Annotated in this window: 20 protein-coding genes; 12 read left to right on the top strand and 8 right to left on the bottom strand. The window is 69.3% G+C overall.

All coding sequences use genetic code 11. The annotated features are described in order from the left end of the window. Positions 1-192 precede the first annotated feature (192 nt). The 5 genes from murJ to ACYQ4W_RS00710 all read left to right on the top strand — a co-directional run bounded on the left by murJ (position 193) and on the right by ACYQ4W_RS00710 (position 7,794). Complete coding sequence (murJ, locus tag ACYQ4W_RS00690) at positions 193-1,743, top strand: murein biosynthesis integral membrane protein MurJ (protein WP_459851685.1); 1,551 nt, start codon at positions 193-195, stop codon at positions 1,741-1,743. A 142-nt stretch (positions 1,744-1,885) separates the two neighbouring features. After that, entirely contained in the window at positions 1,886-3,064 is a 1,179-nt protein-coding gene (locus ACYQ4W_RS00695; protein WP_459851688.1) for an ABC transporter substrate-binding protein, read from the top strand. Positions 3,065-3,075: 11 nt separating this feature from the next. After that, a complete protein-coding gene (locus ACYQ4W_RS00700; RefSeq protein WP_459851690.1) occupies positions 3,076-5,076 on the top strand; it encodes a diguanylate cyclase domain-containing protein in 2,001 nt (666 codons plus the stop codon). Between the two features lie 48 nt (positions 5,077-5,124). Further along, positions 5,125-6,360, top strand: a complete 1,236-nt coding sequence (locus ACYQ4W_RS00705; protein ID WP_459851692.1) for a CgeB family protein — start codon at positions 5,125-5,127, stop codon at positions 6,358-6,360. A gap of 9 nt (positions 6,361-6,369) precedes the next feature. Then, positions 6,370-7,794, top strand: a complete 1,425-nt coding sequence (locus tag ACYQ4W_RS00710; protein ID WP_459851695.1) for a glycosyltransferase family 9 protein — start codon at positions 6,370-6,372, stop codon at positions 7,792-7,794. A gap of 340 nt (positions 7,795-8,134) precedes the next feature. On the opposite strand, the gene ACYQ4W_RS00715 is transcribed toward ACYQ4W_RS00710, so the two are convergent. The 5 genes from ACYQ4W_RS00715 to ACYQ4W_RS00735 all read right to left on the bottom strand — a co-directional run bounded on the left by ACYQ4W_RS00715 (position 8,135) and on the right by ACYQ4W_RS00735 (position 14,465). Then, on the bottom strand, positions 8,135-9,733 hold the full coding sequence (locus ACYQ4W_RS00715) for a flagellar hook protein FlgE (RefSeq protein WP_459851697.1): 1,599 nt from the start codon (positions 9,731-9,733) through the stop codon (positions 8,135-8,137). Between the two features lie 65 nt (positions 9,734-9,798). Continuing rightward, the gene (locus tag ACYQ4W_RS00720; protein ID WP_459851699.1) at positions 9,799-10,506 is read right to left on the bottom strand and encodes a flagellar hook assembly protein FlgD; all 708 of its coding nucleotides are present in this window, start codon (positions 10,504-10,506) and stop codon (positions 9,799-9,801) included. 15 nt (positions 10,507-10,521) lie between these two features. Next, positions 10,522-12,471 carry a flagellar hook-length control protein FliK gene (locus tag ACYQ4W_RS00725; protein ID WP_459851701.1) on the bottom strand — a complete coding sequence of 650 codons (1,950 nt, stop codon included), beginning with the start codon at positions 12,469-12,471 and terminating at the stop codon, positions 10,522-10,524. Between the two features lie 107 nt (positions 12,472-12,578). Further along, entirely contained in the window at positions 12,579-13,739 is a 1,161-nt protein-coding gene (locus ACYQ4W_RS00730; protein ID WP_459851703.1) for a cyclic di-GMP phosphodiesterase, read from the bottom strand. Between the two features lie 39 nt (positions 13,740-13,778). Next, positions 13,779-14,465 carry an HAD family hydrolase gene (locus ACYQ4W_RS00735; RefSeq protein WP_459851705.1) on the bottom strand — a complete coding sequence of 229 codons (687 nt, stop codon included), beginning with the start codon at positions 14,463-14,465 and terminating at the stop codon, positions 13,779-13,781. A gap of 82 nt (positions 14,466-14,547) precedes the next feature. On the opposite strand from ACYQ4W_RS00735, the gene ACYQ4W_RS00740 reads away from it, so the two are divergent. Further along, positions 14,548-15,753 carry a geranylgeranyl reductase family protein gene (locus ACYQ4W_RS00740; protein WP_459851708.1) on the top strand — a complete coding sequence of 402 codons (1,206 nt, stop codon included), beginning with the start codon at positions 14,548-14,550 and terminating at the stop codon, positions 15,751-15,753. On the opposite strand, the gene rnhA is transcribed toward ACYQ4W_RS00740, so the two are convergent. Then, positions 15,750-16,223, bottom strand: a complete 474-nt coding sequence (rnhA, locus tag ACYQ4W_RS00745; protein ID WP_459851711.1) for a ribonuclease HI — start codon at positions 16,221-16,223, stop codon at positions 15,750-15,752. The genes ACYQ4W_RS00740 and rnhA overlap by 4 nt on opposite strands. Beyond that, positions 16,220-16,942 carry a hypothetical protein gene (locus ACYQ4W_RS00750; RefSeq protein WP_459851713.1) on the bottom strand — a complete coding sequence of 241 codons (723 nt, stop codon included), beginning with the start codon at positions 16,940-16,942 and terminating at the stop codon, positions 16,220-16,222. Before ACYQ4W_RS00750 ends, rnhA begins: the two co-directional genes overlap by 4 nt. Before the next feature lie 156 nt (positions 16,943-17,098). Between ACYQ4W_RS00750 and ACYQ4W_RS00755 the strand changes: the two genes are divergently transcribed. From ACYQ4W_RS00755 to ACYQ4W_RS00765, 3 genes are all read left to right on the top strand, one after another. Continuing rightward, positions 17,099-17,809 (top strand): hypothetical protein, encoded by a 711-nt coding sequence (locus ACYQ4W_RS00755; RefSeq protein ID WP_459851715.1) that lies wholly within the window; start codon positions 17,099-17,101, stop codon positions 17,807-17,809. Between the two features lie 281 nt (positions 17,810-18,090). Continuing rightward, positions 18,091-18,744, top strand: coding sequence for a nitroreductase family protein (locus tag ACYQ4W_RS00760; protein WP_459851717.1), 654 nt, complete (start codon positions 18,091-18,093; stop codon positions 18,742-18,744). 12 nt (positions 18,745-18,756) lie between these two features. Next, entirely contained in the window at positions 18,757-20,175 is a 1,419-nt protein-coding gene (locus ACYQ4W_RS00765; RefSeq protein ID WP_459851720.1) for a protein kinase domain-containing protein, read from the top strand. A gap of 291 nt (positions 20,176-20,466) precedes the next feature. Here ACYQ4W_RS00765 and ACYQ4W_RS00770 read toward each other — a convergent pair whose 3' ends face one another. After that, positions 20,467-21,471, bottom strand: coding sequence for a rhomboid family intramembrane serine protease (locus tag ACYQ4W_RS00770; RefSeq protein ID WP_459851722.1), 1,005 nt, complete (start codon positions 21,469-21,471; stop codon positions 20,467-20,469). Between the two features lie 704 nt (positions 21,472-22,175). Here ACYQ4W_RS00770 and ACYQ4W_RS00775 point away from each other — a divergent pair. The 3 genes from ACYQ4W_RS00775 to ACYQ4W_RS00785 are packed head-to-tail and all read left to right on the top strand — an operon-like array spanning position 22,176 to position 25,316. Then, positions 22,176-22,793, top strand: coding sequence for a LysE family translocator (locus tag ACYQ4W_RS00775; RefSeq protein WP_459851724.1), 618 nt, complete (start codon positions 22,176-22,178; stop codon positions 22,791-22,793). A gap of 10 nt (positions 22,794-22,803) precedes the next feature. Then, entirely contained in the window at positions 22,804-24,249 is a 1,446-nt protein-coding gene (xseA, locus tag ACYQ4W_RS00780) for an exodeoxyribonuclease VII large subunit (protein WP_459851726.1), read from the top strand. Further along, positions 24,246-25,316, top strand: coding sequence for a M23 family metallopeptidase (locus ACYQ4W_RS00785; protein ID WP_459851729.1), 1,071 nt, complete (start codon positions 24,246-24,248; stop codon positions 25,314-25,316). The genes xseA and ACYQ4W_RS00785 overlap by 4 nt, the downstream gene beginning before the upstream one ends.

Consider the following 25,316-nt stretch of genomic DNA (forward strand, 5'->3'; position numbering starts at 1 on the left):
CGTCCGGGCTGCGCGGCGGCGTTCCGCGGCAGCGTTGAGCCTTTGCTTCCTGGCGCGTCCGTCCTTTCAATGCCCGCCGCAAGCCATGTGCCGACGGAAAAAGATGGGTCCGCGCCGGCATGCCCTTTTCCGCATGGCCCGGCTCCAACAGCGCGGATGACAGGCCGCCGCGCATGGGCTATCATCCGGCCGATGAATGCCGAATCCCGCCAGATAGCCCGACGCGCCGTCACCGTGGCCGGAGCCACGCTTGTTTCGCGCGTGCTCGGTTTCGTGCGCGACCTCATCACCGCCTTCGCCCTTGGGGCCGGGCTCTTCGCCGACGCGTTCTTCGTGGCCTTCCGCATTCCGAACCTGCTGCGCAGCCTGTTCGCCGAGGGCTCCCTGACCATGGCCTTCATTCCCACGTTCTCGCGCGTGCGGGCGGAGGAAGGCGAGGCCCGCGCCCAGGAGATGGCCCGCTCCGTGCTGGCCTGGCTGGTCAGCATCCTGTCCGTCATCACCGTGCTGGCCATCATCTTCGCCCCGCAGCTCACGGCGGTCATCGCCCCGGGCTTCGGCAAGAACCCGGAGCTGCTGGAGACCACGGCGAGCCTTTTGCGCATCTGCTTTCCGTTCATCGTGTTCATCTCCGGCGTGGGCCTGTGCATGGGCATTTTGAACTCCATGGACCATTTTTGGGCCCCGGCCCTGGCCCCGTGCATCCTGAACATCGGGTTCATCGCGGCCGCGCTCATCGGCTGGGCGCTGGGCTTCAACGTGGCCTACGCCCTGGCCTGGGGCGTGCTGGCCTCCGGTCTGGGGCAATGGCTGTTCCAGCAGCCCTTTTTGACGCGCCTGGGCTTTTCCTGGCGTGGGCCGTGGCGCTGGAAGGACCCGGCCGTGGTGCGCATGGGCAAACTCATGCTGCCCTCGGTGCTGGGCTCCGCCGTGTACCAGATCAACCTGCTGCTGGGCACGCTGCTCGCCTCGTACCTGCCTGTGGGCAGCATTTCGTACCTGTACTACGCGGACAGGCTGGTGCAGTTCCCGGTGGGCGTGTTCGGCCTGGCCGTCAGCACGGCGGCCTTGCCCAGCCTATCGCGCCTGGCCGCCGGGGGCGACATGGACGAGTTCCGCGCGGTCATCCGCTCCAGCATGCGCCTTTCGCTCTTCATCAGCCTGCCGGCCATGGCGGGCCTCATCGCCCTGGCCGCGCCGCTCATCGGGCTGCTGTTCGGGCGCGGGGCCTTCGGACAAGAGGCCATAACCGCCACGGCGGGCGCCCTTGTGGCCTATGGCGTCGGGCTGCCGGCCATCGCCCTGGTGCGGCCCCTGGTGGGCGCGTTCTACGCCCTGGAGAACACGCGCATGCCGGTGCTGGTGGCGGGCTTCTGCGTGCTGGTGAACATTCTGCTGGGCTTTGCGCTGATGCAGTTCTTCGCCCATGTGGGCCTGGCGCTGGCCGTTTCCATTGCCTCGTACGCCAACGTGGGGCTGCTCTCCTGGCTGCTGCGCCGCCGCCTGGGCCAGTGGCCCATGGAGCTTGCGCCCACCCTCAAGTGCGCGGCGGCCAGCCTGCTCATGGGGCTCATGGCCTTGGCCACGGCCGGCACGCATCTCATCTGGGCGCTTCTGATCCCGGTCTGGGCCGTGGCCTATTTCGCCCTGGCCGGTTTCTTCGGCCTGCCGGAGTCGCGCCAGCTGGCCGATGCCCTTGGCCGCCGCCTTGCGCGCCGGTTCGGCAAGGCCGCGCAAAAGTAGATCTGGTTCGCCGCGACGCGACAATGCGCCGAGAACACTTGTCAAGATCGCCTGGAAGCCCTATGTTTCAATCAGTGCCATCAGGACCGGCGAACGCGTCCTTGGGAAAATAGGGCTCATAAACGGCGAGGGGGGCTCACGTATGTCTGTCTGGCCGCGTTGCCGCACCCCCATCATCTTCCTTGCGCTGGTCCTTGCGGCCGCGCTTTTTGCCGCGGGCTGCTCGCGTGCGGACCGGGAGACCCCGGAATTCCGCATCGGGATGATCGCCCCCATCAACAGCACCAACAGCTCCGTGCGCTTTACCGGACACCTCTTGGCCCAGGCGCGCGTGGCCGAGCTGAACGCCCAGGGCGGCGTGGAGATCGGCGGGCGCAAGCACCTGCTGCGGCTCATCGTGGAGGACAACGACGGACGCGTGGAGCTGGCCATGAGCGCCATGAGCAGGCTCATCCAGCAGGAGCGCGTCTCCGCCATCATCGGACCGTACTACAGCCGCGACGCCATTCCCGTGGCTGCCGCGCTGGAGACCCTGCACGTGCCCATGCTCACCCCCTCGGCCACCAATCCCGAGGTGACGCGCGGCCGCCGCTTCGCCTTCCGCGTGTGCCAGGTGGACAGCGACCAGGGCGCGGCCGTGGCCCGCTATGCATACGAGGACCTCGGCCTGCGCCATGCCGCCGTGCTGTTTGACGAGGCCGACGCGTATTCCGCCGGTCTGGCCGGCTACTTCCGCGCATCCTTTGCCGCGCGGCCCGGGGCCACCGTGGTCATGGAGGCCTACGCCACAGGGGCCACGAACTTCACGGCGCAGCTCGCGCGCATCCGCAGCTCCGGCGCGCAGGCGCTGTTCCTGCCCAATTTCCCGGCCGACCTTGCGCTCCAACTGCCGCAGGGCCGGGCCGCCGGCTTCCGGGGCATGTTCCTCGGCGGCGATTCCTGGGACACGGACGCCGCGTTCCACAGCCTGCCCGAGGCCCAGGGCGCGGTGTACAGCACCGACTTCACCCCCGCCGCGGCTTCGGGCAAGCCTCTGGAGGCGGCCCAGGCCCTGGCGCGGCGCAGCGGCGCGGAGCTCATCAAGAATTCGGCGCTGACCCTCGACGCGCTGGGGCTTCTTGTCGCCGCGGCGCAACGCGTGGGCAGCACGGACCCCGTGTCCCTGCGCTCGGGCCTGGCCGACCTGACCGGCTTTGAGGGCCTGACCGGGCATATTTCGTACAACGGCGGGGGCGACCCGGAGCGCACCGTGTGCGTTGTGGGCATTTCGGGCGGAGCGGTGCAGCTGCGGGCGCGTTTGGCCCCGGTTCACAAGCGGTAGCGGGGGCAGCCATGACCTGGTCCGTGCAGAGAAGCCTCGTGGCCCGCCTGGTGAGCACCTATTTCGTGCTCTCGCTGCTGGTCATCGCCAGCGTCGGCGCCGTGAGCTGGCTTGCCGGGCGCCAGCTGCTGCGCAACGCGGTCTTCGAGCGCCTGGACACGTCCTCGCGCCAGAAGGAGACGGACCTGGCCCTGTGGGTGGAGGAGCGCCTGCGCGACCTCAAGTTTCTGGGCGAGCTCCTGTCCCAGCAGCAGGGCTTCCTCAACCCGCCCGCCGGGCAGGCTCTGCCGGGGCCGGGCGCGCGCAACCTGCTGCGCGACTTCAAGGCCGCACAGCCGGACATCATGGAGATTCTTGTGCTGGCGCCCACCGGCGGAAAGGTGCTGGCCTCCACCACGGAGGAGAGCGTGGGCGGCTACCGCGCCACGTATAATTTCTACACCCAGGGACGCCAGGGTCCGGCGGTGCAGAGCGTCTATCCCTCGCCCGACTCCCTGCGCCCGGTGCTCACCGTGAGCATGCCCGTGCGCGACGGGAACGGCGAGCTCAAGGCCGTGCTGGCCTTTCACCTGAGCCTGGAGCCCATCGCCCAGATCATCCGCTCGCGGGCGGGCATGGGCGACACGGGCGAGACCTTCCTTGTTGATTCGTCCAGCCTGCTGGTGGCCTCCGGCAGCATGGACATGGAGTCGCAGCAGCGCAGAGCCCATTCCGAGGGCGTGGTGCGGGCCCTTGCGGGCAAGAACGGGCGGGGGCTCTACAGCAACGACGCGGGCACGGACGTGCTTGGCGTGTACCGCTGGATGCCGGCCTATCAAATGGCCCTCATCGCCGAGATGTCGCAGGCCGAGGCCTTTGCCCCGGCCGGGCGGCTGGCCTTGACCCTGGTCATCGTGGGCCTGGTGGCCGCCGTCGGCCTGGGCATCGGCGTGTATGTGCTCTCGCGCCGGCTGGCCCGGCCCATTTTGGCGGTCACCAGCGCGGCCATGCGCGTGGCCGAGGGCGACCTTGGCGTGCGCGCCCCGGTGGAGACCGCCGACGAACTGGGCAATCTGGCCAAGGCCTTCAACGCCATGACCGGGGAGCTTTCCGGCCTGTACGACCGGCTGGAGCAGGAAGGCCGCGAGCGCGGGGCCATTCTGCAGGGCTCCTTCGACGGCATCGCCGTGGTGGGGCGCAACGGGGCCGTGGCCTACCTGAATCCCGGCATGGAGCGGCTGTTCGGCTGCACCATGGAGAGCACGCCCTCCCTCGCCGTTTTGGCCGACCGCATCTTCACCAGCCAGGAGGAGCGCAAGACGTTCATCTTCAACCTGGAGTCGGACATGACCGAGGACAACCCGCCGGAGCGGGTGTTCTCCTTCCAGCATCCCAACGGAGCCCGGCGCTGGTGCCGCCTCAAGGTCTCGTCCATGGGCGGCCAGCGCCTTGTGCTCAACGCCCAGGACCTCACGGAGATCAAGGTCAGCGAGGAGCGGGTGCGGCACATGGCCCTGCACGACCACCTGACCGGACTGCCCAACCGCCAGCTGTTTCTGGACCGGCTGGACCAGGCCCTGCGCCGGGCCAAGCGCGGCGGCGCCCATGTGGCCCTGGTGTACATCGATCTGGACAGCTTCAAGGGGCTGAACGACGCCTACGGCCACGCCCACGGCGACCGCGTGCTGGTGGAGACAGGCCTGCGCCTGCGCGCCTGCGTGCGCGAAAGCGACACGGTGGCCCGCCTTGGCGGCGACGAATTCGTCGTTGTCTTGCCCGACCTGATGCATTTGGAGGACGCCCTGCCCGTGGCCGAGAAGATCCAGCAGACCCTGTACGAACCGGAGGCGGGCGGCGGCCGGCTCTTCCTCGGGGCCTCGGTGGGGCTGGCCTGTTATCCGGAACACGGCCTGGATCAGGACACCCTGCTGGCCAGGGCCGACGCCGCCATGTACGAGGCCAAGCGCGCGGGCGGCAACGCCGTGCGTCTGGCCGTGCCCCTGCGCGCCGGGAGCCGGGACGAACTGCTCTGAAGGCCGCGGCGTCTTTACAGCCGCGCCCCTCCCGGCTAGGGTCCAGGCATGAACGCCTCCGCTCCCTCCGCCAGCCGGCCCCGGGCCGTCCATGCGCGGCCGCCGCGCCTTTTGCTGCTCACCAGCGCCTATTTTCTGCTCGGCGAGCTTGCCACCGCCTGCATGCGCATGGAAGTGCCGCACCTGCTGCTGGACCTGGGCACGAAGGAGATGGACGCCGACGCCTTTGTGCGCGCCCTGCGCGAGGCCTGCGCCTCCTTCCGGCCCGACGCCATCGTCACCGTGAACCACCTGGGCGTGGACCACGAGGGCGTGCTCTACGGCCTGGCGGACGAGCTTTCCCTGCCCATCGTGTCGTGGTTCGTGGACAACCCGGAGTTCATTCTGCCGCTTTTTCCCAAGCCCGACCCGGAGAACACCCTGGTGCTCACCTGGGACGCGGACAGCCTCGACGCCGTGCGCTCCTTCGGCTTCACCAAGGTGGCCTGGCTGCCCCTGGGCACCGACCCGGAGCGCTTCCGCCCGGACCGCCCCGCGGGCGCTGCCCGGCCGGAGTGGCGCGCGCCGGTGTCCTTCGTCGGCAACTCCATGCTCGTCAAGACCGGGCGGCGGCTGCAGGCGGCCCGGCCCACGCCCGCGCTTCTGGAGGCCTTCGCCTCCTTGGCCGGGGCCTTCGCCGCCTCGGGCGAGCGCAGCGTGCGCGCCTTCATGGCCGCGCAGACGCCCGCGCTGCTGCCGGAGCTTACCGCCCTGGGCACGGTGCGCGGCACCGCATACGAAACCGCCGTGGTCTGGAAGGCCACCCTGGACTACCGGCTCTGCTGCGTGGCGCAGACCCAGGCCTTTTCGCCGCTCATCGCGGGCGACCCAGGCTGGCGCGAGCTGCTGGCCGGACGCGCGGGCTTCCGTCTGCATCCGGAGGTGAATTATTACGAGGAGCTGCCGGATTTTTATCTGCAGAGCGACGTGAACTTCAACTGCACCAGCGTGCAGATGAAGGGCGCGGTGAACCAGCGGGTGTTCGACGTGCCCGCGGCCGGGGCCTTTCTGCTCACCGACAGCCGCGCGCAGCTTGCGCGCCTGTTCGAGCCGGGGCGCGAGGTGGCGGTGTTTGAGCGCCCGGAGGAGGCGCCGGAGCTCTTGGCGCGCTACCTGGCCGACGCGTCCGCGCGCAGGCGCATGACCGAGGCCGGCCGGGCCCGGGTGCTGGCCGAGCATACGTACGTGCACCGGCTGGGCAGCCTGCTCGCGGCCTTCGACGAACACTTCCCCGACCGGAGATAGGAGCGGGCCGTGGCGAACGATCCGGTTCTGGTGCTGCAGATGCAGCGCATGGGCGACCTCATCCTGTCGTTCCCGCTCATGCTCTGGCTCTCGCGCTGCTATCCGGGCAGGCCCATCCACATCGTGGCCGAGGACAGCTTCTTCCGCCCCCTCATGCCCATAAGCCCGCACGTGGCGTACATTTCCTGGAAGGACGCGGCCACGGGCGCGCTGGCCGGGCGGCATTACCGCCTGGTGGCCAACCTGAGCATCCGCGAGGAGGCCGCGCGCCTGGCCGGAAGCCTGGACGCGGACATCAAGGTGGGCCCCGTGCGCGAGGCCGACGGGACGCTGCGCGTGCGCGGCAATTGGCAGCTCTACCGCGCCAGCCTGGTGGGGCAGGGCCGCCACAACCGCTTCCACTGGGCGGATCTGAACGCCCTGGACATGGTGCCTCTGGACGCCCTGCGCCTGACCAATTTCGACACCCCGCGCACGCCCGAGGCCGGCAACGACCGCATCGGGCTTTTCGTGGGCGCAAGCGAGCCGGGCAAGCGCCCGGACGCGGGCTTTTACGCCGGGCTGGCCCGCGGCCTGCTGGACCGGGGGCTCAAGCCCGTGTTGCTGGGCGGCCCGGACGACATGCCCCTGGCCGAGGCCGTGCGCGCCGAGAGCCGCCTGCCCCTGGTGAACTTCGTGGGCCGCATGACCCTGTCCGAGCTCATCGAATACGGCAAGACCCTGGCGCTCATGATCACCCCGGACACCGGGCCCATGCACCTGGCCGCCTGGACCGGCCTGCCCACCCTGAACATTTCCGTGGGGCATGTGAACCCTTGGGACACGGGACCGTACCAGCCCGGGCACCTGGTGCTGCGCAGCACGGCCTCGTGCGCGCGCGGCTGCTGGAGCTGCCGCTGGGAGCGCTGCCCGTGCCGCGCCGGTCTTGCGCCGCAGCCCGTGGCCGCGCTGGCCGCATTGGTGCTGCGCGGACCGCGTGCGCGCCTTGGCCGGGTGCATCTGCCCGGGCTTGAGCTGTTTGAGAGCGCGCGCACGGACCTGGGGCTCTTCACCCTGCGCAGACTTGGTCCGGCCCGGCAGCAGAACGCCGCGGACCTGGCCGGAGAATTCTGGCGCTGCTTCTTCTTGTGGCGCATAGCCACCCAGCCGCCGCAGCCCGTGGAGCCCGTGCTCGCGGCCTGGACCGCGCTGGCCGGGGCGTACCCCCGTCTGGCGCGTTCCGCCAAGTCCGCGCTGCCGGTGCTGGGCCGCATCGTGGCGCGTCAAAGCCGCGGAGGCGCGGCCGCGCCGGGAGCCCTGGCCGAGGTGCGGCCTTTCTGGCGTCCGCTGGCGTCGTATCTGGAAATGACCGGCCAGAACGCGGACATGGCGCCCGGTTGGACCAGGAGCAGCCTGGAGCTTTTGGAGCGTTTGGCCGTCATCGTCGCCGGCTAGACCGCCTTGCCTCTGGCCCCGCGTGACGAGGCCCGCGTGCCTTGGTCCGTCTGAACTCGGCCTGCTTGGCCTGTCCCGTCTGACGAGGCGCGCCTGACGCGGCCCCCCTGACCTCCACCTGCTCCGGTCCGCCAGGTCCGGCCCGTACGGTCCGGTCCTTCTGCTTTTTCTTGCCTGTTTTTTCGTGTGCAGACACAGCCCGGCGCAGTGATGTGCAACAGAATGCGCGTGCGATTCGAGGCTGTTGCGGCGTGGCGGCAATTCTCTCCGCATGCAAAAAGGCCCCGTCCGGCTGGTCGGGCCGGACGGGGCAAACAGGGGGAAGGCTCTTGGTCTCTTGTTAACGCTTCATGGAGATGACGGTGCTGAGCAGGGTGTCCGCCGTGGTGATGACCTTGGAGTTGGCCTCGAAGCCGCGCTGCGCGGTGATGAGGTCGACGAATTCCGAGGCCATGTCCACGTTGGAGGCTTCCAGGGCGTTGGATGTGATCTTGCCCTTGCCCGCCGTGTTGGCCGTGCCGGTGAGGGCGTCGCCGGAGTCGAGGGTGGCGCTGAAGAGGTTGCTGCCGTCGCGCCGCAGACCCCATTGGTTGGTGAATGTGGCGAGCTCCAGCGAGTAGAGCGCCATTTGCTGGCCATTGGAGAAGGTGCCGGTGATGACGCCGTCCTGGCCGATGGAGACGTTTTGCAGGTAGCCGGCGGTGTAGCCGTCCTGGCTCTGGTACAGGGTGGAGTTGCCGCCCGTGTTGTACGATTCGGTCGCCAGGGCGCTGACAGACGGCGAGCCCATGCTCGACAGGTAGCTGGCGTTGCTGATGGCGTTGCCCACCATGCTCGCGTTGCTCGCTGTGCCGGACCAGCTCCTGCTGGTGCTGCGCATGCCCAGGTCAAGCTCGATGTTCTGGGCGTTGGTCGCTGTTGAGCTGCTGGCGTTGGATGCCTTGGTGAAGTTTGCGGTGAACTCCGGCCGGCCGCTGTTGGAGAAGTCCGCCTGGGTCCAGTTGCTCAAACTCTTCAGGTCGCCGGTGGCGTTGCTCTTGAGGGTGTAGGCGCTTTGCCCCACCAGCACGCCGGAGCGGAAGGTCAGGGTGCCGGTCATGAGCAGGCCTGCGGCGCTGGTGGAGGCCAGCTTCTGGCCGTCGATGGTGCGCCCGTCTTCCGAAGGCTTGCAGGTGACCGTGTACTGCCACACGGTGTCGCTGCCGGCGTTGGAGCTCAAGGTCACCTTGTCGTAAAAGACCGTGAGCGTGTGCGAGGTGCCCGTGTCGTCGTACACCTTGACCGTGCCGCTGTAGCCGTAGTTGGAGCTGTCGAGCGGGGTGGTCTTGTTGCCCTGCCATGTTTCGAGCATGGAAAAGAAGGGGTTGCCGTCGTTCGAGCTGCACTGGGTCGTCTGTGAGGGATTCAGGTTGGTGATGAGGCTGACCTTGGTGGTGGCCGAGGCCGGAGACTGGAAGTTGGACACCTGGATGTCCGTTGCGGTGCCGTAAATCTGGTAGTCCGTGGTCGTGGTGGAAGAGGTGCTGGCGGCCTTCTTCATGGCCCAGCCCTGCACGCGGTAGCCGTTGGTGTCCACCAGGTAGCCTTCATTGTTGAAGGTGAAGTTGCCCGCGCGGGTGTAATAGGTCGCGTCGGATTCGGCCGGCTTGACGCAGAAGTAGCCCGCGCCGCCGATGGCCACGTCGGTGGCCGAGGTGGTCGTCTCGATGGAGCCCTGGGCGAAGTCGCCGTAGATGGAGGCCACCTGGACGCCAAGCCCGAGCTGCGCCGTGCCCGCCGAGGTGGTGACGTCCTGGCTGATCAGGTCGGCGAAGGCGCATGTGGAGCCCTTGTAGCCGATGGTGCTGACGTTCGCCAGATTGTTGCCAATGACGGATATGGCCGTCGAATGGGCTTGCATACCGGAAATGCCTTGGTACATTGCGGAAAGAAGTGACATGCCTGACCTCCTTGAACCCCTGTCTTATTTCGTAAAGTCGACCTGAAATTCGCCTGGTTGCCGCGCTAGGATGTTGTGCCCGATGTCGAGTCCTTGGTGGTGGACGTGTTGACGACCTCCGTGACGTTGGCGAGCTCGACGGTGCGGCCGTCGGCCAGCTCCAGGTACACGGTGCCGCTGGAACTCTTGACTCCGGTGACCACGCCGCTGATCTGCGACTGCACGACGACCTTGGTCCCTTCGGAGTTCGTTGCATTGATGATGATGCCGTAAGTGCCGTCCGTGCAGGTGTTGCCGTCGGTGTCCTTGCCGTCCCAGACGAAGGAGTAGTCGCCCTTGCCCTTGCTGCCCAGGGCCACCGAACGGACGATGTCGCCGTTGGAATCGTAGATGTTCGCCGTGGCGTTGGTGACGGATTCGCCAAGGCTGTAGTAAAGCGTGCTCACCGTGCCGCTGGAGACAGTGAGGTTGTAGCCGGTGCTCTTGATGCTCTTGCCGATGTAGTCGACGCCGGACTTGATGTTGTCGGTGCTGTTGTCGGAAACCAGCGTCGTCAGGTTCTCGTTGATCTTGGTCAGCATTTCGAGGCTGGAGTACTGCACCAGCTGCGAGGCCATTTCCTTGTCGTCCATGGGGTTGTTCGGGTCCTGATACTTCAGCTGCGCCAGCAGAATGGTCATGAAGTCAGCCTGGTCGAGCGACGTCTTGTGCGTCGTCGAGATGGTGCTGTCCGTCGTGCTGCTTGTGCCGGTCGTCGAGCTTGTGGTGGTCATGTCCCGTACTCCTGCTTATGCGATGAGATGCAGACCCTGGTCGGCAAGAATTGCCTGCATGTCCGTATTTTGCATATCCAGGGCCACTTCGCCCGAATCGGCGCGCATCATGCGCATTTGCGAGAAAATTCTCGACATCTCCTGCTGTTCCTGGGCCTGCTGGTTGTGCTGCTCCGCGTTGAAGGCGGTCTGCTGGTCCTGCCGCGAGGCGAGGCCCGTCTGCACCTCCATGCTCTGCACGGTGAGCCCCTTGTCCTCCAGGCTCTTGCGCAGACCCTCCATGTTGGACTGCAGCATGGCCGCGGTTCCGGAGTCCTCGGCGCTGATGACGGCGGTGACTTCCTTGCCCTTGACCTGCAGCATCACCTGCACCTTGCCCAGGTTTTCGGGGTCGAGCTCAACGGTGAGCTGCTTGCGGCCCTGGCCCAGGTCCTTCAGCATGGCCTGGGTGACCTGGTCGAGCACCTTGGGCGCGGTGACCTGCTCAAAACCCTTGGCCGTCTGCGTGGTGCCGGTGGCGGTTTGCGCCGTGGCCAGGGCCTGGGCCGAGCGGTTGATGGCCGCGTCCAGGCTTTCCTTGCCGGTGTTCTGCGCAAGGGTGTGGCCGGTGACGGTCGAACCCGCGCTTGTGCCGGTGCCGGTGCCGGCATTGCTTCCGTTGCCGGCGTTCGTGCCGTTCTGCTGCGGGCCGGATTCGTCGGCGCGGACCTTGCCGTTGAACTTGCTCCAGGCGTCGTCGCTGGTCTTTTGCTGGGTCTTTTCGTGGTCGTTGAACCAGCTGGTGTCGTTCCTGTCCTTGGTCTTCAGGTCGTAGGGCACCTGGCCGGAGCTGCTGCTGGTGGCGGCCGTGGTGGTGGAGGTGGTGTCGCGGGCGCTCTTGGCCACGTCCTTCTCCATTATCTTGGCCAGGCCCTTGGCCACCTCGGTGTCGGTGGCGCTGGCCTTGGTGCGCTGCTCCTGCATGGCCTGGCTGATGGTGGCCAGGGCGTTTTTCATGTCGGCGGCGGTGGCTGTGTCGCCGGCGAGCTTCTGGCTCAGCTTGGCCGCGGTGTCGTCGGGCACGCGCAGCGCCTTGAAGAATGTGGCAAGCTCGCTCGTGTTGAAGCCGAGGGTGCTGTCGTCGGTGGTGGCGGAAAGCTTGTTCTGAATGGCCGAGAGCACCTTCAGGCCATCGCCGGAGGCGACGGACTTGACCATGGCGCTCGCGTCGGTGCCGGCAAAGCCCATCTTCTGGAACATGGACTGCAAGTCGGCGGTTTCGCTGGCGGAGAGCTCCACGTTCTTCTTGGCGCCCGCGGTGTGCGCGCCCAGGGTCTGCGCCAGCTGGCCCCAGGTCAGGGTGCCCGCCTGGACGCGGCCGCTCAGGTCCTCAATCTCGGAGTCGGAGAGCCCGGCCTTGGCCAGCAGCGCCTTGGACTTCTCGAAGGCCGTGCGCGAAACCGGGGTGTTCTTGGTGCTGTTGGTGCTTTTGCTGGCGCTCTTGCTGGCCACGCGGGTGGTGCTGGCGGCGGTGCTCACCGTGGTGGCCAGGGTGCTCGCGGTGTCGCTCTGCACCAGGGGCTGCGCCGGCGCGGTGTTCGCGGCGCCATTTATTTGGGCGAACAGATTCTGCACGCCGGAGCCGACGGTCGGCAGCGCCGGGGCTGCGGCGTTGTTGGTGGTGCTGGTGCTTGCGCCGGTGCTGGCGGCGCTTGTGCTCGTGCTCAGCGGCGCGGTCTGGATGACGTTGTTGACCGGGTTGACGATGGGCGCGGCCGCAGAAACCGTGGCGGCGGGATTGACCGCGCTTGCCGCGGCGTTCGTCGCCGTGCTGGTGGCGGAACTGGAACTCTGGCTCGACTGTGACCCGAGGCGCATGAAGTCGGCAAAGGCGCGCGACTGGGAGGACAAGTCCACCAGCGCGCTGGTGCGCATTTGGTCAAAGCTGTTGCCAAGGTCGCTCGTGGTCGAGGTAACTTCCTGCATTGGATGCTCCTTTGACCGGCTCCAATTCAAAAGCCGTTCCAAAGTCGCAAGGCAGGAATATCAATGTGTTAGCTGATGTCGGCGCGGCAAAAGCTGCCGCATGGGGCCTAGGAGAGGAAAAAAGGTTCGAGGTCGATCTTGAATTCGGCCGGGTTCAGCACCTGGACGACCTCTTGGGCGCCGGGTCCGTCGGCTGTTTCGGCAAGGTCCAGGCTGCGCGGCAGCTGCGGCCGCATCTTGGCGTCCATGATGACCTTGACCTGCGGTCTGGTGGGCTTTTGCGGGTTCACGCCGGTCACTATGCCGTATTCTCCGCCCGAGAGCTGCACGAAGCTGCCCACGGGGAACACGCCGATGCAGCGGATGAAGTTCTCTATCGCCTGGTGGGGAAAGTCCTTTTCGCGCCACTGGTACATCATGCCCAGGGCCTTGGCCGGGGCCATGGCGCTCTTGTACACGCGCCTGCTGGTGAGCGCGTCGTACACGTCCACCACGCTGATGATGCGCGAGAAGCGCCCGATCTGCTCGCCCGTGAGCCCGCGCGGATAGCCGGAGCCGTCGTGGCGTTCGTGGTGCTCCACCACGGCGCGCAGTATCTCCGGGTTCAGGTCCGGCTGGGCGGCCATGATCTTGTAGCCCTCGAGCGTGTGCGACTTCATGATCTGGAACTCGCCGTGGGTCAGCTCGCCGGGCTTGTTCAAGATCTCTTCCGGAATGCGGGCCTTGCCCACGTCGTGGTACATGCCCGCAAGGCCCAGCTGCAGGAGCGTGGCCTTGTCGAGCCCCAGGTGCTTGCCCAGAATGACGGCCAGCAGGCTGACGTTGATGGAATGGGTGTAGGTGTATTCGTCGAAGCCGTGCAGCTTGAACAGCGTCACGGCGGCGCTTTCGTTGCGGAACACGCTTTCGATGAAGTTTTCCACCAGGGGAATGGCGGCGCGGCAGTCTATGTCCGTGCCCTGGCGCACGTCGTCCATGAAGCCGCGGGCGTGGGTCAGCGCGTCGGCGTAGAGCTTGCGGGCCACGGGCAGCTCGCCGCCCAGGGTGGTTGCCTTGGCCGCGCCGGCGGGGGCGGCCTGGTCTGCTGTGCTGCTCTGGCCAAGGTCGATGAGCACGTCGTCGACATCGGCCGGAACCAGCAGGGCGATGTCCGCCTGCGTCGCAATGGGCTTGCCCACGCGCACCAGGGGCTTGTCGAAGGTGCCCAGGCCGTGGCTGACCACGAACATGCCCGGTCTGAGCTCCCGACGTTTTACCCGTTGCTGCATCGAAACGACCACCTTTCCTTTCGGATATACGTAGTCGCCTTAGAAAGGCAAGCCTCCCGCGGCCCGCAGCTGGTCGAGCAGGGCAGGGCAGTCCTGGGCCAGGTAGTCCGGGTTGGCCTCGGCCAGGGCCTCGCGGGTGGCGTGGCCGCTTTGCACGGCGGCGGCATAAACGCCCGCGCGCCGGGCGGTCTCTATGTCGATGGGATGGTCGCCCACCAAGAGCGCCGCGCCCGGGGCGACGCCGAGGCGCGCCAAAAGGGCCAGGGCGTGGTCCGGGTGGGGCTTCACGCGGGGGGTGTCCTCGCGGGCCATGAAGGCGTCGCAGCAGCGGGCCACGTCCGGGAACACGGACTTGACCGCGGCCGTGGAGTTGCGCGTGAGGATGCCGGTTTTGACGCCGCCCTGGCGCAGGGCCGCCAGCATGGGCCGCGTGAAGGGAAACAGCTCGGCCTCGCGGGCGGCGTCCAGCTCCGTGGCCTGAATGACCAGGCGACCGCGCGTGTGGAACTGGCGGCCCAGGTCGTCGTCGAACCCGCTGATCTCCGCGGCCAGCTCGTCGATCCACTCCAGCACCGGCAGCTCGGAGGGCTCCGGCTCCTCGCCGAGAAAGGCCTCGGCCAGGGCGGTGATCTTGCGGCGCAGACGGGTGAAGTCGATGGTCAGGCGCGAGAGGGTGCCGTCGAAATCGAAAAGCAGGGCCTGAAAGCAGGGAGCGGACGCGGACATGGTCACCTCGGGGGAAAGGGGTCTTGCCCGCGCGGCCTTGGCGCGCTACACGGACAGGGCAATGTGACGGATGGAGGGGGCTGTGGTCAAGGTCTATGACGTGCTGGTGGCCGGAGCGGGGCCGGCGGGCTGCGCGGCGGCGGCTGTGCTTGCCGGGCGGGGCTTTCGCGTTGGCCTTGCGGACCGCGCGGAGCACCCCAGGCCCAAGCTGTGCGGCGGGCTGCTGACGGCCAAGACCATGCAGGCCCTGGCCCGCGTCTTCGGCCTTGCCGAGGCCGACCTGGCCGCAAAGGGCGGGTTGTTCCACCAGACCCCGGAATATCTTTTCTATCACCAGGGGCGCGAGCTGGCCCGCGGCGCGGCGGCGGAGCCCTTCCGCTTCATCGACCGCCCGGCCTTCGACGCGCTCTTGTGCGCCAGCGCCGTGGCGCGCGGGGCCGAGCTTCTGCCCGGGCGCGAGGTGGCCTCCTGCGACGCGGCGGCCGGAACTCTGACCTTCCGCGACGGCGAGACCCTGCAGGCCCGGCTCGTCATCGGCGCGGACGGCGCCAACTCCGTCACCCGCCGGGCGCTCAACGTCGACCGCTTGGCCTGGCGGCGCGATCTGGCCGCGGCCATCGAGGTGGAACTGCCCGTGGGCGAGGGGCCGGGCCGGTTCCCGCGCGAGGTGCGCGTGCCGGAGCTGCACGTGGGCGCGCCCAGCGCGGGCTACGGCTGGGTGTTCCCCGGTCCGCGCGGACCCAAGGTGGGTATTTGCGGCCTGCGCCACGCCGAGCGCGACTTCGGCGCGATCTTCCACGACTATTTGGGCCTGCTGGGGGTGAAGAAGCCGGAGAGCGTGCCGCTGCGCGGGCACCCGCTGCCCTATGGCAACGCCCTGGCCCGGCCCTGCGGCGGGCGGCTTTTGCTGGCGGGCGATGCCGGGGGCTTTGTGGAGCCGCTGTTCGGCGAGGGCATCTTCTATGCCCTGGCCACCGGAGCCCACGCGGGCACGGCGGCCTGCCGGGCACTTGCGGCCGCAAGCGGCGACGCGGGCGCCCTGGCCGCGCGGGAGTATGCGGCGTTGCTCGACCGCAGCGTGCGGCCGGAAATACGCTGGTCCAACCGCCTGCGCTGGGGGCTGTTCTGGGCCATGCGCCACCTTGGGGCCGCGCCCATCAAGGGCTTTGTGCAAAGCGCTCCCGCCGCCCTGGCCGAGATGGTCCACGGCGGCCGGTCGTACAAGCTTTTGCTGCGCAAGCGCTGGGAGTGGGGCGCGGAGGTCGGGCCGCCCATGGCCGGGGCCTAGGGCTGCTGCGTGTCCGGGGGCAGGTTGCGGCCAGAGGCGGCGGTGCGCGCCAGCACGTCGCAACGCTCGTTTTCCGGGGTGCCGCAGTGGCCGCGCACCCAGCGCCAGCTCACCTCATGGGCGGCGATGAGCGGCACCAGCCGCTTCCACAAATCCTGATTCTTGACCGGCTGCTTGGCCGCGGTCTTCCAGCCGTTCTTCTGCCAGCCCACGAGCCAGCGGTCGGTAAAGGCCTTTTTCACGTACTGCGAGTCCGTGATGATCTCCACCGCGCTCTTGGTCTTGAGGGCCTCCAGCCCGGCGATGACCCCCATGATCTCCATGCGGTTGTTGGTGGTGCCGGAATAGCCCTGGGAGAGCTCCAGGCGGTGCGGTCCGGCCAGCAGCACGGCGCCGTAGCCGCCGGGACCGGGATTGCCCAGGCAGGAGCCGTCCGTGTAGAGGGTCACGCGGGGGAGTTCTTCGCTCACTTCGTTTCCTTGTCCGCGCCCTTTCGCCCTGCGGATGCGGGGGCGGGCTGCGCTTGTTGCTGCGTTATTGGGGAAGCCTGGTCAACGGTCTGGCCGGCTGGCTGCTTGACGGCCTGCTTGACTGCCCGATTGGTTGTCTGATCGGCTGCCGGTTTGACGGTCTGCCCGGCAGTCTGGCCGACGGACCCCTCGGATTGCCGGCCGGCATTCTGCTCCGCGCCCAGGGCCGCCAGGCGGCTCTCGATGAGGTCCAGGGCCGCGAGCAGCCCCTTTTGCCAGCTTTTGCCGGGGCCGAAGTGGAAGGGAAAGTGCTCCCGTTCCAGGCTGCGGGCAAAGTCCGGCCCAAGGGAGCGGGCCATGAGCGGCGGCAGCTGGACCACGGCGGTCTTGTCCTCCAGGCCCAGGCCCAAGTACAGGGTCTTGCCGTCGGGCTCCGGCGGCGTGGGGCTCGCCTTGGCCACCTGCACCCGCGCCTCCACGCCATAGGTCTGGCGCAGGGTGGTGATGAAGGCGGCCACGTGCGCGCGCTCGGCGTCGGAAAGCCCCTTCACCTCGTCGGACAGGCCGGCGCGGGCGCTGGCGCGCTCGTTGATGCGCTCCATGTTGCGCTCGCTGTTTTTCCAAAAGCCCAGCACCATGAGCCCCACCACGACAAGCAGTCCGGCGAAGCGCAGCAAGCCCTCCAGGGGGCCTTTGGCGCGCAGGGAGAATAGGGACATGGGGCCTCCGCTGGCGGATTACTACCCGCAGGCGCGAAAACTGGCAAGACCCGCCTGGGCTTGGGCGCGTGCTTAGGGCTTGCCGGGGGCGGGCCTATGGGCTATCGGATTGAAGCGGCGTCTTGCCGCAGGCATTTCATGCAAGGAGCAACTACAATGCAGCGGATGGTCATCCTGGTCGTTTTGGCGGCGCTTGCGGCGCTTGGCGGTTGCGCCCCGCGCGATCCCAACCTCGCGGTGCGGGGTTTGAGCGAGTTCGGCCGCGCCGCGGGCGACTACACCCTGCGCGTCAATCTCTACGATCTGGACGCCAAGGGGCACCCCCAGCTTGTGGTGGCCGACGACCCCTCCCTGAAGGGCTTTGTGACGCGCACCCTGGGCCCCAAGGGCTACACGCTGCGCACCAGCGGCCCCGCGCGCTACAATCTTGAGGTGCACCTGCTGTGCGGCAACATGCGCGCCGCCGACATGGGCATCATGGCCGAGGAACTGCGCGTTCCCGCCAGCGTGGTCGGCTCCGCCTACACCGAGCAGGCCTACTACTGGCTGCCGGACAAGGGCCTGGGCACGGGCAGCCGCGAGACCCAGGACCTGCGCGACTCCATGCAGCTGCGCCGCAACGAGCGCGGCATCGGGCGCTCCACGCAGGCCTTTCATGGCGGCACGCCTTACGGCTCCGTCACGCCGGACTTTTGCCAAGGCCGCGTGCTGGTGGTGCTGAGCCCCGCTGCCGCAGGCCCCAAGCGTGAGATTTTCGTCAGCCGCGCCGCCACGGAGGACTGCCAGGCCGTGCCCAACTGCCCGGCGGACGTGTGCCGCACCGCGCTGGAGCAGTCGCTGGTGGAGCTTTTGGAGAACCGCTTCTAGCTCCGGCCGCATATCCGCCTCATGGGCCGCCTTCCGCATCACGCGGGGGGCGGCTTTTTTCTGGCCTGCGGGGATCTTCTCCGGCGGACCGGTGCTAGACCTGTGATGGACCGGCGCGGCCTCCCGTGGCCCGGCAGGTTCTGCCTGGACTCTGGCGGTCGGCGGCGCGAGGGTGTACATATGCCCCACGTTGGAGGCGCTCTTGGGGGCGCGGCGCGCCGCGTGCTTCAAAACGTTCTTGCGAACCGCAATCCGTGACGAAAACTTTCGTGGAGGCTTCTATGGATCGCCGCAAATTCATGTGCACCGCCGGAGTGTTGGCCGCTGGCCTGGCAGGAATGGGCGTCGCCGGCGCGGCCCTGGCCGCCGCGCCGCAGGCCAAGGGGGCCCCGAGCCTGAAGGGCAAGGGCCTTGAGGACGCGTTGCGCGCCCGCCAGAGTCTGCGCGGCTATGCGGACGCTCCGCTGGACGAGGCGCTGCTGCTGGAGCTCTTGTGGGCCGCCTGCGGCGTGAACCGGCCCGACGGCCGCCGCACCGCGCCCTCGGCCCGCAACCGCCAGGAGATCGAGGTGCTGGTGACGCGCAAGGACGGCGTGTTCGCCTACGACGCTCCGGCCGCGGCCCTGCGCCGCAAGTCCGACCGGGACCTGCGCGCCCTCACGGGAACGCAGTCCTACGTGGGCACCGCCCCGGTGAACCTCGTCTACGTGGCCGACATGGACCGCGTGGCGGGCGACACCAACGAGGAGAAGCTCATTACCGCCGGGCTCGACACCGGCTTCATCAGCCAGAACGTGTACCTGTTCTGCGCCGCAGCGGGGCTGGCCAGCGTGGCCCGCACGGGCATCGACGTGCCCGCGCTCTCCAAGGCCCTGGGCCTGGCCGCCAACCAGCGGGTGATCATGGCCCAGTGCGTGGGCCACCACAAAGTCTAGGCCGGGGGGAGCATGCGCGCCATCGGACGCTACGCCATTCTCGGCCTGCTCGGACGCGGGGGCATGGGCGCGGTCTACAAGGCCGCCATGCCCCGCGCGGGCCGCGTGGTGGCGCTCAAGCTGCTCGCCCCCTCGGAAATGCTGGCCGCCGTGGCCGATGCCGAGGCCCTGCGCAAGGGCTTCTTCCGCGAGGCCGCGCTTATGGCGGGCATCCGGCATCCGGGCGTGGCCCAGGTGCTTGACGTGGACGAGGACGCCACGGGCCGTCCCTTCTTCGTCATGGAATATTACTGCAACAACCTGGGCGCGGAATTGGGCGAGAGCTACCGTGTGGAGGAGCCCACGCGCAGGCTTGGCGTGGAGCGTTCCCTCGCCCTTGCGCAGCAGCTGGCCGGCGCGCTGGCCCGGCTGCACCACGAGGGCATCATCCACCGCGACGTGAAGCCCTTCAACATGATGCTCGCGGACAACCCGCCGGCCTGGCCCGGCGCTGCACCGGACGTCGAGGCCCTTTGCCCCGGCGACGAGGTGAAACTCATCGACTTCGGGCTCTCGCGCCTGCGGGGCGAGGTGGAGGCCGGGCGTCCGCGCGGCGCTGTGGTGGGCTCGCCCTATTACGCCGCGCCGGAGCAGGAGGCCGACCCGGACAGCGCGGATGAGCGCGCCGACGTGTTTTCCGCCGGGGTGACGCTGTTCCGCTGCCTCACCGGCCGCCTGCCCCAGGAAGGCCGGCCCGCCAGCGCCCTGCGCCCGGGACTGGACGCCCGCTTCGATGCCTTTTTCGTCCGCTGCTGCCACGAGGACCCGGCGCGGCGGCCGTCCTCGGCCCGGGCGCTCTCGGCGGAGCTGGCGGAACTGGCCGACCACTGGCGCGGTCTGCGCGCTGCCATCTGCGCCCTGCCGCCCGAGCCGGGCGCATCCCCCATCGTGGACGCCGGGCTTGCCGCTCCGTGTGGAATGGCCCTGCGCGGCCAGCCCGTGCGCCAGCCTTTGCGCGGCGCGCGCGACCGCTTCGACCTGGGCGTCTTGTGGGAGCCGGAGTTCTCCATTCCCGGGCGTTTTTGCGCCCTTGACGCGGAAACCGTGCGCGACAAGGTCACGGGCCGCGTGTGGGAGCGCGGCGGCAGCCCCTATGCCGTGACCCTTGCCGGGGCGCGCGCCTACGCCGAGAGGCTCGCGGCCGAGCGCTTCGCCGGGCGCGGCGGCTGGCGCTTGCCCACGGTGGACGAGCTGTGCACCCTGCTGCTGTCCCAGGCGGACCCGCTGCGCATGTGCCAGGCGCCCGTGTTTTCGCCCGCGCAGCGCCGCTTGTGGAGCGCGGACGAAAAGTCCTTCACCGCCGCGTGGTACGTGGACGCGGAGCACGGCTTCGTGTGGTGGCAGGATACGACCTGCGAGTTCTTCGCCCGCTGCGTGACCTCGGAAGGCTAGGGCCTGTCTGCGGCCGTGGGCGTGGCCGGATGCCGCAGCGCCGCCGTCTCATGAAAGGAAGCGCTCCAGGCGTTGTTGCTCGCGCGCGCAGACGCGGCTTGCCGGGTCCGCGGGCAGGGCGATGCCGTGTCCCCGGCGTACAGGCTTGATCTTGATTGAAAGGCAGGGGTCTGGACCTCTTCTTGCTGTTCCTTCAGCCCCACGCGCTCCCGGTATCCTGGGATTGCTTCTGTCGAGACCTGCGCGCGGTGCTTGGCCGAGAACCCGGCCGCGTTGAAAGCTGCCCGGTCCTCAGCGCATGGGCGCGGGCCAGCCGAAGATCCAGCCCCAGGCCCAGGCCCCGGCGAGCAGCAGTCCGGCCAGCGCGCCCGCCGTGATATTGAAGCGCCCGCCCGCCCACTCGTGCGGCAGCCCCTTGCGCGCCGCAGCCCAGCCCAGCGCGCCGCCCAGCGCCAATCCGGCGAAGAGCCCGAAGAAATGCGCGCCCAGGTCCGTGTCCTCGCCCGCGGTGCCCAGGGTGGCCACCAGGGCCAGCGCCGCGGCCACGGGCGGCAGCCAGCCCTGGCCCGCGCTTTGCGTTCCGGCCCGGAAATCCCCCTCGCCCCCGGCGGCCTTGAGCCCGGCCAGCGCGCCCGCCGCGCCGAACACGGCGGTGGAGAAGCCGAGGGAAAGATGCGCCGGTCCGGCCAGGGCGGCGTGCACCAGGGCGTTGACGCCGTTGCCCAGCGCTCCGGCCAGGATGGCGGCCAGCCAGGCCGTGCCGGAGCCCACGCGCCGGGAAAGCAGGATGAGGAAGGCCCCGCCCACCACGGCGTTGCTGGCGATGTGCGCCGGATCCGCGTGCAGGGTGAGGGCCGTGAACACGCGCCAGACCTGGCCCTGCATGATGCCCGCGGCGTCGGCCACGCCGACGGCGTGCCAGTACTGCGGGTACCAGCCCAGGCCCGGCCAGGGCCGGTGGGCGATGGCGAAGAACGCGCACAGGGCCAGCATGCCCGCCACCGTGGCCCGGGCGCGCTCCTGCGCGGGCGGCAGGGGGATGGACGGGTGCGGGCTCACGTTCTCCTGCTGGTAGAGCAGAATCTCGTCCACGGCCTGCCGGACGAAGCGCGGCGGCACCTGCACGGTGTAGCCGCTGGGCAGCGAGCGCACCCTGTGCGGCACGCGGCGCGCCCGCAGCACCAGGCTCCACAGCTGCATTTGCCGCTGCGAAAGCCGTCCTGGCGGGCGGCCGTCGATGAGCGGGGAAAGATCCGGCCAGGGCGCATGGGCCGGGCGCGGCTTGTCCGCGGCCATGGCGGTTCCGGCCAAGGGTGGGGTGGCTGCGCCGGATGGCGTGGGCGTGGGTGCGTTTGCCGCGGCTGGCGCGGGGGACGCGGCAGAAGGTCTGCTTGCGGTTGCGCGCGCTGTCGCCTGGGACGCGGGAGAGCCCGGCGGCGAAGCGGTGGCCCGTTCCATCGGAGTGTTTCCCGCTGTTGCGCTTGTTGTGACGCTTGCTGCGGCGATGTCTGCGGCGCTTGGCGCATTGGTCTGGAAAGTGGTCTGCGCGGCGTTCTGCGCAGCGGTCGGCGGATGGTTTTGTCTTTCATTCTGCGCAGGGCTTTGCGCGCCAATGCGCCCGTCAACTTGATCGCCAGCCTGCACGCCGACCTGGACGCCAGCCTGTGAGCCAACCTGGGCGCCGACCTGGACGCCAGCCTGGCCCGTCCGCGCCGGACGCCGCACGGGAGGGCGCGAAGGGCTGCGCGCTTTGTTGCGCAGGGGCGGGCGGAAGGGGGTGCGGAGGGAGCGCATGGCCTCTTGTAGCGGAAAAGCACCCGGCCTTGCCAGCGCTATTCGCCGGGCGCGGCATCCGGCCGCGCGTTCGCACCCGCATGTTTGAAACGCCGCAGCGGCTTGGACAGCCGGAATGTTTCGGAGTATACGGCCCATTGGCGGAGCCCCGGGTTCCGCGCCCGGCCAACGCCGGGGAAACCATCCACGCACGCGAGGATCCGCTCATGACTGTGCACGGCGCGTTCGCCCTGACCATCGCCACCTTCGTCTTCGCGGCCATCCCCGGCCCCGGCGTCACCGCCGTGGTCGCGCAGTCCATGGGGCGCGGGCTCAAGCAGGCGCTTTTGTGGAGCGCGGGACTGGTGCTGGGCGACGCCGCCTACCTGCTCCTGGCGCTTTTCGGCATGGGCTGGGTGGCCCAGCAGCTGGGCGGGGCCTTCGTCATCCTCAAGTGGGCGGGCGCGGGCTATCTCGTCTATCTCGGCCTGCGCTGCCTGCTGGCCAAGCCTCCCGCGCAGGCCGCCGCGCCGCAGCCCATCACGGCCAAGTCCCTGGCGCGCACCTTTGCGGGCGGCTTCTGCGTCAGCGTGGGCAATCCCAAGGTCATCGCCTTTTACTGCGGCTTTTTGCCCGGTTTTGTGGACCTGCATTCCCTTTCGGCCCTGGACGTGGTCCTGGTGGCCGCCATCATCCTGTCCACCGTGTACGCGGTCATCGCCGGGTACGCCTGGCTGGCCTCGCGCGGGCGCAATCTGGCGCGCTCCACCCGGGTGTGGAAGCTGGCCACCCGGAGCGCGGGCGCGGCCATGATCGGCGCGGGCGCGGCAGTGGCCGCCAACTAGCGGAGAGCCCGTGTCGCACATCCTCACCGTCGCCGAACTCACCCGCGCCCTCACGGACGTGCTGGAGGCGGAGTTCGCCTTCATCTGGGTGCGCGGCCAGGTGACGAACCTCGCCCGGCCCTCCTCTGGGCACATCTATTTCACCTTGTCCGATGCGGACGCCTCCCTGGCCGTGGTCTGGTTCAAGGGCGGGCAGGGGCGCGGCGGCAAAACCGGCGTCGATCCCCTGACCGGCGAGGTGCTGGAGCCCGGCCGCGACGTGGCCGCCAGCCTGGCCGACGGCCAGGAGGTGCTGGTGGCCGGGCGGATTTCCGTCTACGCCCCGCGCGGCAACTACCAGCTCATCGCCGAGCTGGTGCAGCAAAGCGGCGTCAGCGACCTGGCCCTGGCCTTTGAGGCCCTTAAGCGCAAGCTGGCGGACCAGGGGCTTTTCGACGAGGCGCGCAAGATGCGCGTGCCGTCCAATCCCGCGCGGGTGGCGGTCATCACCTCGCCCCAGGGCGCGGCCGTGCGCGACTTTCTGCGTTTGGCCGCCACGCGGGGCACGGGCGCGCAGCTGCGCATCCACCCCGCGCTGGTGCAGGGCGAGGCCGCCCCGGCGCAGATCGCCGCCGCCCTCGACGCCGTGAACAAGCAGGGCTGGGCCGAGGTCATCGCCCTTGTGCGCGGCGGCGGCAGCCTGGAGGACCTCTGGGCCTTCAACACCGAAGTGGTGGCCGAGGCCATGGCCCGCTCGAGCATTCCCGTGGTCACCGGCGTGGGGCACGAGCCGGACGTGACCATTGCCGACTACGTGGCCGACCGGCGCTTCTCCACGCCTTCGGCCGTGGCCACGGGCCTGTGGCCGCTGCGCGCCGACCTCATGCAGACCGTGGACGGCCTGGAGGCGGACCTGCGCCGGGCCTTCGCCGCGGGCATGGAGCGCCGGGAGCGCGGCCTTGCGGAGCTTGCGCGCGGGCTGGCGTGGCTTTCCCCGGCCCGGCGGCTGGAGCGGCTGGAGCAGGGCTGGCGGGATATTTCGCGGCGGCTTTTGGCGGGCGGAGAGCGCCTGCTGGCCGACCGCCGCGCCAAGGCGGCCCAGGCCGGGCGCGACCTGCTGCGCGCCTTCGGCCCCCAGGCGGTGGCCGCGCGCGAGGCGCAGGCCCTGGCCCTTTCCGAGCGCCTGGGGTTGGCGCTCAACCTGCGCCTGGCCGAGGCCTCGCGCCGCAGCGAGCTGTTGGCCGCGCGCCTTGCCGGGCTTGATCCCGAAGCGCCGCTCGGGCGCGGGTACAGTCTGGTGCGTCTGGTGAACAAGAAGGGCCAGCCGGGGCGTCTGCTGCGCTCGGTGGGCGACGTTGCGCCGGGCGACCGTCTGGCCGTGCGCACGGGCGATGGCGAAATTCCGGCCATTGTGGCGGCGCGGCCCGATGCCCCGCGCAACGCCATTTCTGACGCCGCCCCGGAGGAGCAGCCATGACGCGGCGGTTTTTCTTTCGCGCGCCGGGGGATTCCGCGCCGCGCATCTCTGTCTTGAGCCTCGCCCTGGTCTGTCTGCTGCTGGCGCTGTGCCCGGCCCAGGCTGCCCAGGCGGCCCGGCACCGGGCCAAGGGCGCGGGCGTTTCGACCACCGGGGCTGAAATCTCCGGGGCGCGGCTGCTGTGTCCGCAGCGCGCGGGCATCGGCGAACCGTTTCTCGTGCGGCTGGTGCTGGCGCGGCCCGTGGCCAAGGCCGAGCTGACCTTCATGGGCCGGAGCACGCCGCTGGCCCTGCGCAACGCCGTGCCCGGAAAAGAGAAAGGGCAGGAGCGTGGACAGGCGCATGGGCAAGGCGCTGGGCAGGAAGCCGCCGTGCTGCTGGGTGCGGACATTCTGGACGCCCGGCCCGGACGCCAAACCGTGGTGGTGCGGCTGACCACGAAGGCCGACGCCGACGGGGCCGGCAAGACCGCCACCCTGCGGGCAAGCGTGGAGCTTGTGCGCGTCAAGCATCCTGTGGAGCGCCTGGACCTGGACCCGGCCATGGTCAACCCGCCGGAGTCGGAGCTGCCGCGCATCGCCCGCGAGCGGGCGCAGGTCCGGGCGGTTCTGGCCCGCGTGAGCGACGAGCGTCTGTGGAGCCTGCCCTTCGCCCGCCCCGTGCAGCCGGGGGAGCTTTCGAGCGAGTACGGGCTTGGCCGTGTGCTGAACGGCCAGCCGCGCTCGCCCCACAGGGGGCTTGACCTGGAGGCCAAGACCGGTGATGCCGTATCCGCGGCCGCGGACGGCGTGGTGGCCCTGGCCGGGCACTTTTATTACGCGGGCAACTGCGTGTACCTGGACCACGGGCAGGGCTTGTTCACCATGTATTTCCATATGTCGGAGCTGCGGGTGGGGCAGGGCGACCGCGTGGCCCGCGGGCAGCTGCTGGGGCTGGCCGGAGACACGGGCCGCAGCACGCGCGCGCACCTGCACTTCGGGGCATCCGCCCTGGGCAGGCTGGTGGACCCCGCGCCGCTCTTTCTGTATGATGCCTTCCATAATGCGCGGAATACTCCGCCGGAGTGA

Source organism: Humidesulfovibrio idahonensis (genome assembly GCF_054657715.1).